Genomic DNA, 11,634 nt, shown 5'->3' with positions numbered 1-11,634 from the left:
CCTACACCTCTGAGTTGGAGAAAAATCTCCAACACCAGAAAGTGTAGACCCAAAATGAGCCACACCTCAAATTGAGGTGTGGCTCATTTTGCATATCCACGTTTAGTTAAATGCTGGTTTCTTGGGCAGAACTGACTTGAGCCATTCGCCGAGGAATGGGTACTGGTTGTCCAGTTCGATAATCTGGGTGGTTGGTTCGGGGTAGCCGAGGGTGACAGTGCCGCTCATCGGGTTGACACGGACGGTGAGGTCCTTGTGGTTCGGCAAGCTCAGACTGTATTCACCCGGGTTGACGCTTTCCTTCATCAGAATGGCGTTGCTGGAGGCGATGACAAACAGTTCGTCCATTGCGGGAACGTTGTCGACGGACTGAACAGATACTGCCAGCGTTAACTTCTGGCCGACGAGGTCTTCGGGGATGCTGGTGCTTTCCCAGACGAACTGGTCGCCTTCACGCGTGTCGGTTCCGAGGTCCATCCAGTCGTGGTGCTCTTCGTCGTACACGTGGTAACCAGCGGCCGTGCCGTTGATGGTGGCGGCCAGGCGAATGTTGCCGGCTTCCTGCACGGTGGCACTGGCCAGAAGTGGGCGGGAGGTGTCGAACTTGGTGGCGAAGGTGAGGCCATCAACCGGCTGCAAGACGGTTTCGTCGACGGTGCGGAACGCATAGCCGGCCGCGTACAGTTCCTTGACCATGGCGATGAGTGCGGTGACTTCATCGTCGCTGTAGCCGAGGGCATCATCGCTCTTGGCGGTAATCTGAATCAAGGTTGGCAGGTTGGACGCAACCAGCCGGCCGTCTGTCCGCAGGGGGTCAACGATGGTGAAGAGTTCCTTGTTGCCATCAGGAGTGGCCTGGAAGAAAACAATGGTGGTGTGGTCCGCATCGGGCACCACGGGCTTGAGCCACAGCTGCTTGAAGAAGTTGCTGGTGCCCAGTCCGTTCACGTCGGCGAGGCTCTGGTGAATCTTGTCCGCGAGCAGCGTGGTGAAGTCCAGCAAGGTGTTGGTCTGGGCAGAGTTGTTAGCAGCCCAGAGTTCGCTGTCCTTCATTGCTTCGATGGTGGCGTCGCTCTTGACGGTGATGCGTGTCCGCGATTCCGCGATTTCGAGGTCGCTGGTGATGATGCTCGTGATTTCTTTGTCGTTGTAATTAAGCACGGCTGTTGTCCTCCTCTGCCTTCTTCAGCGCCTGGGTGTAATCCTTGGGCAGGTTAGTGAGAATGTTGATGAACTGATCGATTGAACTGTAGGTGGCAAGGACAGCCTGGTATTCGTAGCGGGTAACCGCAGCGGCAACCTGCAGTGAGCGCTTCTTCGCGTCGAATTCAGCGTCAGCGGCTTCCTTAGCTTCCTGGAATTGGGCCCGGACGCGGTTGATGTCGACTCCGTGGTATGAACGACGGGTCGTTGGTGTTGGTGCGGCGTCAGTCTCGGGTTCTTCGGTGGTCTCCGCATCTGGATCCATGAAGTTCTTCAGCAAACCACGCAGACGCTTGGTGGTGTTCCCCCCAGCGGGTGCCGTAGTGCGCGCTGGTTCAGGACTGCCGGCACTGTCTGCTTCGAGTGTTTCGAGCTGACTGTGCAAGTCGGTTGCTTGTTGGTAGCAGTCTTTGCGCAGCTGTTCAATCTGGGTGTCCAGGTAGTGATCTGGGTCCGCGGCGAACGCTTGCAGGTGGGGCAAAATAGCACGCTGTTCTTCATCTTGGTGCATGATTTCGCGGGCGAAGACATCGAGCCGGCCGAATTCACGGCGGTGGTACCAGTCCCCGAAGAAGACGCGGCCATCATCGGCAACTTCAAAAAATGGGACGTATTCACGCAGCCACTGAATGAAGTTCTTGCGCAAGTAGTGGTGCAATTCCTCCTGCGCACTCTTATCATAGGCGAGCACGTAGCCAGGAACTTCGTGGATGTCCAGGCGCAGGGTGTGGGCGGCGTCGTCAATGCCCTTGTACAGGCGGTAGTCGGACTTATCAGCCCAAGCTTTGGCGAAGGCGGTGAAGAATTGCTGCTGGTATGCAAGGCTAGTTTCTACAGACATATCGTTACCTCTTATTTATAATTAACTGCCGTCAAAAACGGTTTCCAAGTGTTATTACTAAAGCCATTGTACAACAATGACGCCAGATTTAGGTACCGTTACCACGGATTTGGATGTTTTTTATTCGGCTTTTCACAAGTAAACGCACGGTTTGGTTTCTGGTTGCAATATTTTTGCGTAATCGTCCGTGTTTTTGCGGCTGGTAGGGACAAATGAAAGAGTTGCCCATGAAGTGCTCACGACTGTCTCAGAGACTGCCGCATGGAGCATTTTTTCGTCTATACTACTATGAGGACAAGGCCGGAAGTGGTCTTGATAAAATGAAAAATGCTGTGGAGAAGGTGGTTAGTTGCAAAACAAACAACAAAAACAAATTAAACTGTCGTGGCTATTCCTGGGCTACCTGATTACCAATACCGGGTCGAGCTTCATCTGGCCGCTAACCACCATCTATATGCACGAAACGCTGGGTGAGTCGCTGACAACGGCGGGGATTGTGCTGTTCTTCAACTCCATGTTCATGGTGATTGGGAGCGCAGTTGGTGGCCGGCTGTTCGACAAATGGCGGGAAGACGCGACAATTCTGATTGGGATTACGATGATGACGGTTGCCACCGCCGCGCTGATTTTTTGGCACGGCTGGCCGGCGTTCCCGATTCTGCTCGTGGTGTCCGGTTTTGGTAGCGGGATGGTGGTAACCTGTGTGAACGGGTTCGCCACGCGCATCCGCACCAAGCGCGCCAGCTACATTTTCAACGTGATGTATTTCATCAGTAACCTGGGACTCGTGTTCGGGACCCTCGGCGTGGGGATATTCCTGCCCATGGGCATTCAGTACATCTTCACCATCGCCTTCTTCATGTACCTGCTGTTTTTGATTATTGCCTTCTTTGAGTATCGGGGCAAAAATCGTGTGCGGACTGCGGGCCAGGCGAAGATGGTCAAGGACAAGATGCATATTTCCGCACCCGTCTTCACGGTGTTGCTCACGCTGGTAATTATCTGGATCTTCTACGAGCAGTGGCAGAGTAACATCTCCGCGTTCATGCTCGACGAAGGGCTCAAGGTGCGCGATTACAGTTTCCTCTGGACGGTTAACGCCATCCTCATCGTGGCGTTCCAGCCGGTACTGACGATGTTCGATGATTGGCTGAACGACCACCTGCACGGCCGGCTCTACGTTGGCTTTGGTTTACTCGGTGGTAGTTTCCTGATTCTGCCGTTTGCCCACCAGTACTGGGTGTTCGTCGTGACGATGGCGGTGTTGACGATTGGCGAAATCACCGCGTTGCCGGCAGTGTCGACCTTCGTCGATTTGACGGCGCCGGAAAGCCAGAAGGGCCGGTTCCAAGGCCTCGTGCAAGCCTGCGCATCTGCGGGCCGGGCACTCGGGCCACTGATTGGGGCGCTCGTGATTGAGCGCACGTCGTACCGGTTCATGTTCATCGCGGCCACGGTCGTCATCATGGCCAGCGTGCTGCTGTTCGCGTTTAGCAACGAGTTGTCCAAACTTAAAGCGCGGCGGCAAAACTAACAGTATTTAGCCAAATGAAAAAGCCGATTTCCACGGTGACCGCGGAAATCGGCTTTTTGGTTAGTGGATCTGAACGGGTTTAATACCGTTGCTTTGTAGAATGCTGATGTGATACGGGTTTAGGGCACGTTTGAGGGACGTTTCAGACACCGTGACCCCGGCCGTGACCCCGGATTGATGTTTTGACCCCGATATTTAGCTTAAACCAAGGTACCGGGCGCCAATCTCTGCTCCCTCTTTGGCTTGTTCTTTCGATACGTGGGCGTACACCTTGAGCGTTATCTCTGGGGATGCGTGGCCCATGCGCTTTTGGACGGTGGCCACGTCTACACCAGCCGCCAGCATGTTGCTAATGGCCGAGTGCCTAAACCCGTGAACAGAGATGTACTCGAGACCGTTGGCGTCACACAGCGCACGCAGACGCTTGTGCGGGGTATCCAGTGAATGCAGCCCATTCTTTCGATTCGAGAATACCAACTGTTTGCGTGCATCCCCGCGAACGCCTAACGCCAGTAGCCACTGGGCCTGTATGAGGTGCCAGCGCCGTAATACCTGCATGGCCCCGGTGTCCATGGGGATGGTGCGGCGGCTTGTCCTGGTCTTTGGCGCGTCGAGCATCAAACGGCCCTTAACGCCAGCTGCCAACGTCTTATTCACGGTGATACTGCTATCACTGAAACTAACGTCCGACCAGGTGAGGGCCAGCAATTCGCCACGCCGCATCCCACTAGCTGCCAACGTGTAAAACATGGCGTAGGTTTCCGGATCCGCGTCCTGGTCGATGCAGTCGAAGAACCGGCGCATTTGTACCGGCGTCCAGCTCTTTAACTTGTCAGTGCCTGCCTTGTCCTGGTGACGCGGTAAGGTGACCAATTTCGCCGGGTTGCTTTCGCAGTAACCTTGCTGCATTCCGTACTCAAACAGCTGCTTTGTGAAGATGAACCACCGCTTGTAATTCTGCGTTGTCTCCGCTGCCCACTGCTTAACGGCGCGCTGTACGTCTCTGGTGGTGATGCGGTCGATGTACTTTCTGCCAAACGCTGGTAGAATGTGAATATCGAAGAAGCCCACTGTTTTGCTCCAGGTCGATTCGCGCACAGTATTTTTATAATTGTCTAGCCACTCTACATACACCTCTGCGAAGGTGTATTTTTTTTGCTTTGGTTTATCTAGTTCGCCATTCTCAACGTCAATCATGAAACGCGCCGCTGCCAATTACGCCACCTTTCGAGTGGCGAATCCGCGCCGTGTGGTTGACCGTTCCCGGCCAGTCTGTGGATCCCGACCGATGTACGTCTTGAACATCCAGAACGTGCCCTTGCTTGTCTCGTACTGCTTAAATGCTGCCATGCTATTCAATTCCTTTCGTACAAGGCTGGGGCGGCCGTATGTATGAAGTATGAGCATGGTGGCAAGTGAACAGGAGGTAATTCCAGATGTGACGCCCTAATTTTAGCTTAGGGGGTTAACGGGGATGCTGCGTTTCATCGTTGCGCAGTTCTTTAAGAGCCTTTCTTGCAAGCCGACGTATTTCATCAGGATCATCAGTTTCTACAATCTGCCTAAGTCTTTTAACCAATTCCTTAGCTAACTCCAGGTCATGCAAATCACCAGTAATGGGTAATCCTTGGAGATACGACACCGGAACGTTAAAAACATCGGCGAGCTTCTGCCATGTTGCCATTTTAGGCTCAGTTTTCCCGTTTTCGTAGTTGTTTAGCGTGCCGCGTTTTATGCCGCTTCTTGCTGCCAAATCATCCAATGTCCAACCGAATGTATTACGAACCTGCTTAAGTCTATTTTCGATTTTAAGTCTCCTCCCTTCATGCTCACAATTGTAGCACCGCACCCAAGGTAAATCTAATTTTTTTAGATATTTCATTGACATCTAAGAAATTTAGATATATTGTACTTTGTGTTATCTAAGTTTTTTAGACGTAAGCAAGGGGGGTAAATATGACAAAAACAACAATTTCAACCGACTTCATTCATGCTCTACGAAGAAAGCGCGGAGATGAAAACATTAGTGTTTTAGAGCTTTCACGACAGTCTGGGGTTAGCCGGTGGACATTGGATAACATTCTGGCGGCTGATACTGAAATTCGGGTGTTTCCTTCCACGATTGCCAAGCTAAACGCATGGCTGTACACGAAGATCTAGGGGGATGAACATGGATATTCTGGTATTCCTTGACGGAGCAACCACCAAGGCCGACACATACACAACGACGGACATTATCGCCAAGTATGGACAAGTAGAAGCCCATGCCGTTCGACAGATGGTTCGTCGCCACGGAGCCGACCTTTCAGAGTTTGGAGTTTTGGCATTTGATGTGCCGAAACCTCCTAAGGGATCTAAAGGCGGACGACCGCACAAAAACTACAAATTGAACGAAGAACAAGCTGCGTTGCTGATTACTTATCTGGCCAACACGCCGCCCGTTCGTCGATTCAAAAAAGAATTAGTTCGGCAGTTTTTTACACAACGTGAGGAGCTGGCCACACGACGGGCATACCGCAGCATTGAACGCAAGACGCGCAGGATGCTGACCGATTCCATTCAGGCGTGGCCACACCGCAACCAGTGGAGTTACAAGCAATTCACTGACCTGCTGTGTAAGGCCACTACGGGGATGAATGTGAAGCAACTCAGGCAGGAACGTGCTGCCGGGACTAAGGCCCCTGCCGCTGACCTGTACACCGCAGCTGAGCAAGCCGACTACCAGCGGTTAGAACGCGGGACCATTGCGCTGATGGATATTGGCCAGACCTACGAGCAAATAAAGGCCGCCGTGTTGGCCATGAACGCGGTGGCCACGTCCTAACGATTAACAAATGAACCGCAAATGATTGTTCCGGAGCATGACCATACTGGGCAACAATGTGAAGTTACGTGTTCAAATAATCAAAAATTGCCAATTATTTTTGCGATTCATATATATTTTTCGGATTGTGCACGTACTTATAGTGCTGGAAGGAGATGACGAGGCTAACAGCGAGATCCACAGAATTTTGCGTGGCAACACAAAACTCTGCATTACTGATTTTTGAAGTTCTAGGGGCACGACCATCCCCGAGTTAGCTGGCGGGCCTAACCAAAAATCCCAACCGACCAAAGAGATAAATACGGGATTGAGCCGCATAGGGTATGCATCACAAATCACAAGCACAAAACGGGCAATGATTGACCTGACTACTCCCCATCGGCCTGTATTCGATTAAGGCACTGAGGCCAGTAATATCAGGTAGTTACGAGGTGATCGTGCAGAAATCGTTATAAATCGAACTTTTTTGAAAAAATGATAGATATTTTCCTAGCATGGTTCGTACTTATAGCGTTGAAGGAGGTGAGCATATGGCGGTGCATCCCCGTGAGGAACAAGAAACTATTATTCGGCGAGATTTCGAGTTGGACAGATGGTATTACTACTCAGATGTTCCCGCGGATAACAAGAAATGGCGGTCACTAGTCGATGCATCACGGTGCGAACTTGATTCATCGGGACACGTAACTGTTCTGGAGGGTGTAATTACCGGCACCGTGATACTCAGAAACAAGCCAAAGAAGTTAACACATGATCAACGTACCGAACACCTGAACAGGCTGAAGACCGCTAGAATGCAAAAATTGTAACTTTTTTCCCTGCAATACAGGGCAAAATTAGACCTCTCCCCCTTGGTCGGTGTAATTATACGTCTGATGGTCAGAGAGCCTCACAGGCGACGAGAGCGCCACGAAAGGAAGTGACACAGATGCAAGTAGCCATTGAAGTTCCAGCCGATGACATTACCAAGCAGATGCAGGTCGTAGCAGCCGAGGCGTTCGCCAACGCAGCCAAGCGGTACCAATACGCGGAACTGCTGAGCATCGAGGACGCAGCGGCGTTCGTCGGGTGCACAGTAACCACGTTCAAGGCGCAATTCATCAACGCGGGTTTACGGGTGGCCACCTTTTCCCCGAAGCTCAAGCGGGTGCGGAAAACGGAACTACTGGAGTTCATAAAAGAGCATGAATAAACACGACTGGGGCGGCCGTATTCATGATTCTTCACGGGGATGGCAACCATCCCCAACATACAGAAACACCCCGCAGCAGATAGCTACGGAGCACATACAGCAAGCAGAAAGGGACTAGCAGCATGACAAGAACCAAAGAACAGACGCTAAGAATGGCGTGCACATTGGCCTCAATTCGCAACCTGCTGAACAGTCTGGAAGGCTACACGGCCGACCAGACCAAGGCAGCAACGAAGATACGCAACACGGCCACAATCTACCAGAACAACCACACAGAGAGCACACGCGCCGAACTAGTGGCGGTGGCCACCGCCCAAGGTGATTTCATTTGGGGTGTTTCTGGAGCCGTGGCCAACAGCATCGACATAATTAAGCAGTTGGTCGATGACTTGGAAGAACAAAAATAGCCTTACCCGCACGGCAATGCGGACAAGGCCAGTAGGTTCAGTATGCTGAATACCCAACATGTTTAGTGTACTGAACCCTAAGACAAATTAACAGGGGGTTAAGCAATGCTAAGTAATAACGAACTAAGAACATTAATCACCCCGCGCGATGGCGACACCGTGCAAGGTTGGTTAGCAAGAATGGATTACGTTATCCAGCGTTCGGGTAATGATCCAATGCTTCCCGTATTGGCAGACACCCGCGAACAGATGCGGGACAAGTATCGGGACATTCTCCCCCGCCAACTAACTAGGGCAGTGTTACCGTTTCTGGCTTGGGCGGAATGCACTGGCGGTACAACAGTTATTCACTGTACTGACACCAACGGCAACGAGTTGGCGGCCAAAAAGAACGCATTCCCAATTGTGGCCAACGATTGGGAAGCGGCACACGTCGACACGTTCATTGAGTTGCTTAATGCTACGTTCTCTCACTCGCAGGAGGTGCAGCATGATTGAACTTTGGCGAGCGTTGGCGTTTGGAGCCGTCATGTTCCTCTGTGGGTTGTTAGTAGCTCACTGGCGGGAGGTGCTGGCCGTGGATGATGAGAGAGAACGAGGATCCGAAAAATGATTGTAAACGAACAAGAACAACAGCAACTAGCATTGATTACAGCTAATTTAAAGACCGCACGTCAGTTCACTTACACGCTAATGGATAGCATCGGCGAACTAGAAAACGCCTTGTCAGAGGATTCAATGCCGGCCACAACCGCAAGTTCATTAACTCTGCGCGAAGAACACCCCAAAATGACGGCAGCAGTAATCAATGCAGCTAACATCATGGACAATCTACTAGAGTTACTGAACACCATCACGGAAGCAGTTTACCTAGACAAGAAGCACGGTAGTCATCTTGCAGGAATTGAAACGGATTCGGCTGGAAAGTTGGAACTTGTTACCACCTTCAGAGAAGGAACGACCGGCGTCAACCCGGATAGCGTGGCGGGGTTGTCGATTGTCGACGACGCACCACACAGTAAGGCCACTGAATCACCTGCATCCCCCAATAACCAGGATGCAGTTCTAGATCTTACAGAGCAGGGTTCCAACATCATGCATATGCTGATGGTGGCACTGGATGAGTTAAGCACCTTTAATCCTCCTGCAAGCGTTGCGGAGCTGACTAACAACCAGCTAACCGACCTGGGACGTAAGACCGCAGTGCACTTCACGGGTATGAACCTGTTGTTGCTACACGTGCTGGACATGCTCGCGCAGCAGCAGGAAAAGACCAGGGACATGTTGGCCACCGGCAAGGAGGCGCAACATGCTAAGGATTAGGCACAGTCAAAATGTTAAGCGCGCGACGTTCGCACCAAACTACGGTAACCCTTGGACACCGGAATTAGACCGGCAACTGATGGTGCTAAACCAAACCGAACCCGATAAGGTAATTGCTGAACGGCTAGGCCGCACGATTAACAGCATCTGGGCGCGTCGTTCGAAAATTCGAGATCAATGGGAGGAGGCCAACAATGCCCGTGTTTAACACAGTTGTTCAACCATTCACCTCCATCATGAATGCAACATTGCGCGATGAACGATTAAGCCTAAAAGCGCATGGTTTGCTGGGATACATGCTTTCTATGAGCGGTGAATGGCAATTCTATACTGCCGAAATAGCCAAGCATTTCCCTGATGGTGAAAAGGCAATTCGCTCAGCTGTTAACGAACTAATCGCTGCCGGATATGTAGTTAAACAGCAGCCAAGAGTCTCGGGTGGCCGAATGGGTGAAACCGTCTGGAATGTGTACGGTGTACCGGACGCCCAAAACCGGCACGCGGTGAAAAGCCTGGCACCACAGCATTCGGAAAACGCAAACGCTGATATAACGGCACTCTCACCGGATAGCCAAAACCGGCACGCGGTGAAAAGCCCAGTATCGCAACGTTCCGAAAACGTAAACGCTGATACAACGGCACTCTCACCGGATGCCCAAAACCGGCACGCGGTGAAAAGCCCGGTACCACAGCGTTCTAAAAAGACAAACGTTGATATGAAGGCATTCTCACCGGATGCCGGTTTACGGCACGCCGTTAAGGGCCGACTAAGAAAGAACAACAGTAAGAATAATCAAAAAGAATTAACAACAAGAAACAACAAGGTTGTCGCCGACTACGACGACGACAACCAAGAACCAAAAGAAAAAGCGTCGTCGGTCGTCGTCAAAGGGCAAGTAACTGAATCGCATTCATTCCACCAGGTAACTCAATTCTGGCAGGAACAAGGATTCGGGGCACTTGCTCCCCTCACTGCTGACAAGCTACGCAACTGGCGTGACGACTTTCAGGCCATTGGCAGCAGTTCCGATGATGCAGCCGCATTGCTAATTCTGGGGATGGAAACGGCAATAGACGCCGGTCACACCAACTACGGTTATCTGAACGGCATACTCCATAATTGGGAATCCAAACGCCTCACCAATGTGGCAGCAGTCAAGGCAAGCGAACAACAGCGTGCTGCATCACAGTCATCCCCGGCGCGTGGCCACAACCGGCCCACAGATCTCCGTAGTGAGGTTTATCATGACTCGGACTGGGATGCCATTGATGCGAGGTACGCCGCTGAGGATGCAGCCAAGGCCAAACAGACCGGAGGCGAAGCGCATGGCTAACGGAATGGAAAGGCTAACCGGAGATGAATCCGGAAGCTGGATGACCGCTGAAGTTCAACGGGCCATGAAGCACGTCCGCAGAATGGACGACACGTGTCCGCTGTGTGGTCATCCCCTGTATCAGGTCACCACAGACGGAGACACTTGGAGTCCTGGCATATGCACAAATGTAGGTGTTTTCGGGTGTCCAGGATCATACCGCAACGATGACGGATCAGTGTTGCAGACCTACATGCAGAAAACCGGCCGTCATTCCACCGCCACCGAGGACATGGCCAAGCGCGCCAGATGGAGCGACGCCACTAACTTCATGCGTGGCCACTCAATCTATGCAACATCGAGTATGCGAGATAACGACCTGAACAACTGGAAGGCAGAAACACCGGAGCAAGGTAACGCTCTGAGACTAGCGCAGTCGTTTGTAGCTGATGTTATCGCAGGCAAAATCACCCACATGATTCTTCTTGGCCACACTGGTGCCGGTAAGTCGCACATTGCTAACGGTACGATAAAGGCCATTGCCAAGAAGTCGGAATTTAGACGTAAAGTGTACTTTGTTAGCTGGCCAGATTTTTGTGCCGCAACCAAGCAAGGCATTAACAAGGACGCGCAAGACCTGCGCAAGAAGGCCGACCGCATTCGCAAGGCCTGGCACAGTAATGCCGTAGTGGTCATTGACGATCTAGGCGCTGAGGACAGCACGCCATTCACGCGTAACCTTGCTACAGAAATGGCCTACGCTTTGGGTGACCGCGATTGCATTATCACGACCAACCAGCCATGGCCAAAGCTGATAGAACGCTACGGGGAACGTGTAACGCGCCGCCTACTTGATCACCGCGACAAGTACGTTATCCGCCTAACAGAGCAGTATGGGCAACCAATCGACGCCGAGCAAATGCGGTTATTGGGGATGTAATGTGAAATGGAATCAAGATTAAATAACAACAAGCTGAATATGTAACTATCTCCCCGC

15 protein-coding genes are annotated in these 11,634 nt (G+C 51.8%); 10 read left to right on the top strand and 5 right to left on the bottom strand.

Annotated features, from left to right (window positions below; genetic code table 11):
* Positions 1–102: 102 nt before the first annotated feature.
* Positions 103–1,161 carry a hypothetical protein gene (locus FC18_RS02200; protein ID WP_056975378.1) on the bottom strand — a complete coding sequence of 353 codons (1,059 nt, stop codon included), beginning with the start codon at positions 1,159–1,161 and terminating at the stop codon, positions 103–105.
* A complete protein-coding gene (locus tag FC18_RS02195; RefSeq protein WP_056975377.1) occupies positions 1,154–2,044 on the bottom strand; it encodes a hypothetical protein in 891 nt (296 codons plus the stop codon). The genes FC18_RS02200 and FC18_RS02195 overlap by 8 nt, the downstream gene beginning before the upstream one ends.
* Positions 2,045–2,393: 349 nt before the next feature.
* Between FC18_RS02195 and FC18_RS02190 the strand changes: the two genes are divergently transcribed.
* Positions 2,394–3,578 carry an MDR family MFS transporter gene (locus FC18_RS02190; RefSeq protein ID WP_056975376.1) on the top strand — a complete coding sequence of 395 codons (1,185 nt, stop codon included), beginning with the start codon at positions 2,394–2,396 and terminating at the stop codon, positions 3,576–3,578.
* Between the two features lie 195 nt (positions 3,579–3,773).
* Here FC18_RS02190 and FC18_RS02185 read toward each other — a convergent pair whose 3' ends face one another.
* From FC18_RS02185 to FC18_RS11885, 3 genes are all read right to left on the bottom strand, one after another.
* Complete coding sequence (locus FC18_RS02185; RefSeq protein WP_225353750.1) at positions 3,774–4,793, bottom strand: tyrosine-type recombinase/integrase; 1,020 nt, start codon at positions 4,791–4,793, stop codon at positions 3,774–3,776.
* Entirely contained in the window at positions 4,794–4,928 is a 135-nt protein-coding gene (locus FC18_RS12270; protein WP_225353751.1) for an Arm DNA-binding domain-containing protein, read from the bottom strand.
* 115 nt (positions 4,929–5,043) lie between these two features.
* Entirely contained in the window at positions 5,044–5,460 is a 417-nt protein-coding gene (locus FC18_RS11885) for a helix-turn-helix domain-containing protein (RefSeq protein WP_082404132.1), read from the bottom strand.
* 74 nt (positions 5,461–5,534) lie between these two features.
* Between FC18_RS11885 and FC18_RS02175 the strand changes: the two genes are divergently transcribed.
* The 9 genes from FC18_RS02175 to FC18_RS02130 all read left to right on the top strand — a co-directional run bounded on the left by FC18_RS02175 (position 5,535) and on the right by FC18_RS02130 (position 11,577).
* Positions 5,535–5,738, top strand: a complete 204-nt coding sequence (locus FC18_RS02175) for a helix-turn-helix domain-containing protein (protein WP_056975375.1) — start codon at positions 5,535–5,537, stop codon at positions 5,736–5,738.
* Between the two features lie 10 nt (positions 5,739–5,748).
* Positions 5,749–6,402 (top strand): Rha family transcriptional regulator, encoded by a 654-nt coding sequence (locus FC18_RS02170; RefSeq protein WP_056975374.1) that lies wholly within the window; start codon positions 5,749–5,751, stop codon positions 6,400–6,402.
* 928 nt (positions 6,403–7,330) lie between these two features.
* Complete coding sequence (locus FC18_RS02160; RefSeq protein ID WP_054679894.1) at positions 7,331–7,594, top strand: hypothetical protein; 264 nt, start codon at positions 7,331–7,333, stop codon at positions 7,592–7,594.
* A 122-nt stretch (positions 7,595–7,716) separates the two neighbouring features.
* Entirely contained in the window at positions 7,717–8,001 is a 285-nt protein-coding gene (locus FC18_RS02155) for a hypothetical protein (protein ID WP_156300952.1), read from the top strand.
* Between the two features lie 105 nt (positions 8,002–8,106).
* Positions 8,107–8,499 (top strand): hypothetical protein, encoded by a 393-nt coding sequence (locus tag FC18_RS02150; protein WP_054679899.1) that lies wholly within the window; start codon positions 8,107–8,109, stop codon positions 8,497–8,499.
* A 111-nt stretch (positions 8,500–8,610) separates the two neighbouring features.
* Positions 8,611–9,324 carry a hypothetical protein gene (locus FC18_RS02145; RefSeq protein ID WP_054679902.1) on the top strand — a complete coding sequence of 238 codons (714 nt, stop codon included), beginning with the start codon at positions 8,611–8,613 and terminating at the stop codon, positions 9,322–9,324.
* Entirely contained in the window at positions 9,311–9,532 is a 222-nt protein-coding gene (locus FC18_RS02140) for a hypothetical protein (protein WP_056975373.1), read from the top strand. The genes FC18_RS02145 and FC18_RS02140 overlap by 14 nt, the downstream gene beginning before the upstream one ends.
* Entirely contained in the window at positions 9,519–10,658 is a 1,140-nt protein-coding gene (locus tag FC18_RS02135; protein WP_056975372.1) for a DnaD domain protein, read from the top strand. Before FC18_RS02140 ends, FC18_RS02135 begins: the two co-directional genes overlap by 14 nt.
* Positions 10,651–11,577: an ATP-binding protein gene (locus FC18_RS02130; protein ID WP_054679908.1), complete on the top strand. Its 927-nt coding sequence runs from the start codon at positions 10,651–10,653 to the stop codon at positions 11,575–11,577. Before FC18_RS02135 ends, FC18_RS02130 begins: the two co-directional genes overlap by 8 nt.
* The last annotated feature ends 57 nt before the right edge of the window (positions 11,578–11,634 follow it).

Source organism: Lacticaseibacillus sharpeae JCM 1186 = DSM 20505, from assembly GCF_001436225.1.
GTDB classification, from domain to species: domain Bacteria; phylum Bacillota; class Bacilli; order Lactobacillales; family Lactobacillaceae; genus Lacticaseibacillus; species Lacticaseibacillus sharpeae.
The sequence above is the reverse complement of the archived record's forward strand: the minus strand, read 5'-3'. Positions and strand labels throughout refer to the sequence as shown.

What these genes read in the sequence shown, in the direction of transcription:
- FC18_RS02160 (WP_054679894.1), top strand. Translation starts at nt 7,331, where the DNA reads ATGCAAGTAGCCATTGAAGTTCCAGCCGATGACATTACCAAGCAGATG.
- FC18_RS12270 (WP_225353751.1), bottom strand. Translation starts at nt 4,928, where the DNA reads ATGGCAGCATTTAAGCAGTACGAGACAAGCAAGGGCACGTTCTGGATG.
- FC18_RS02170 (WP_056975374.1), top strand. Translation starts at nt 5,749, where the DNA reads ATGGATATTCTGGTATTCCTTGACGGAGCAACCACCAAGGCCGACACA.
- FC18_RS02155 (WP_156300952.1), top strand. Translation starts at nt 7,717, where the DNA reads ATGACAAGAACCAAAGAACAGACGCTAAGAATGGCGTGCACATTGGCC.
- FC18_RS11885 (WP_082404132.1), bottom strand. Translation starts at nt 5,460, where the DNA reads ATGAAATATCTAAAAAAATTAGATTTACCTTGGGTGCGGTGCTACAAT.
- FC18_RS02140 (WP_056975373.1), top strand. Translation starts at nt 9,311, where the DNA reads ATGCTAAGGATTAGGCACAGTCAAAATGTTAAGCGCGCGACGTTCGCA.
- FC18_RS02130 (WP_054679908.1), top strand. Translation starts at nt 10,651, where the DNA reads ATGGCTAACGGAATGGAAAGGCTAACCGGAGATGAATCCGGAAGCTGG.
- FC18_RS02175 (WP_056975375.1), top strand. Translation starts at nt 5,535, where the DNA reads ATGACAAAAACAACAATTTCAACCGACTTCATTCATGCTCTACGAAGA.
- FC18_RS02195 (WP_056975377.1), bottom strand. Translation starts at nt 2,044, where the DNA reads ATGTCTGTAGAAACTAGCCTTGCATACCAGCAGCAATTCTTCACCGCC.
- FC18_RS02150 (WP_054679899.1), top strand. Translation starts at nt 8,107, where the DNA reads ATGCTAAGTAATAACGAACTAAGAACATTAATCACCCCGCGCGATGGC.
- FC18_RS02145 (WP_054679902.1), top strand. Translation starts at nt 8,611, where the DNA reads ATGATTGTAAACGAACAAGAACAACAGCAACTAGCATTGATTACAGCT.
- FC18_RS02135 (WP_056975372.1), top strand. Translation starts at nt 9,519, where the DNA reads ATGCCCGTGTTTAACACAGTTGTTCAACCATTCACCTCCATCATGAAT.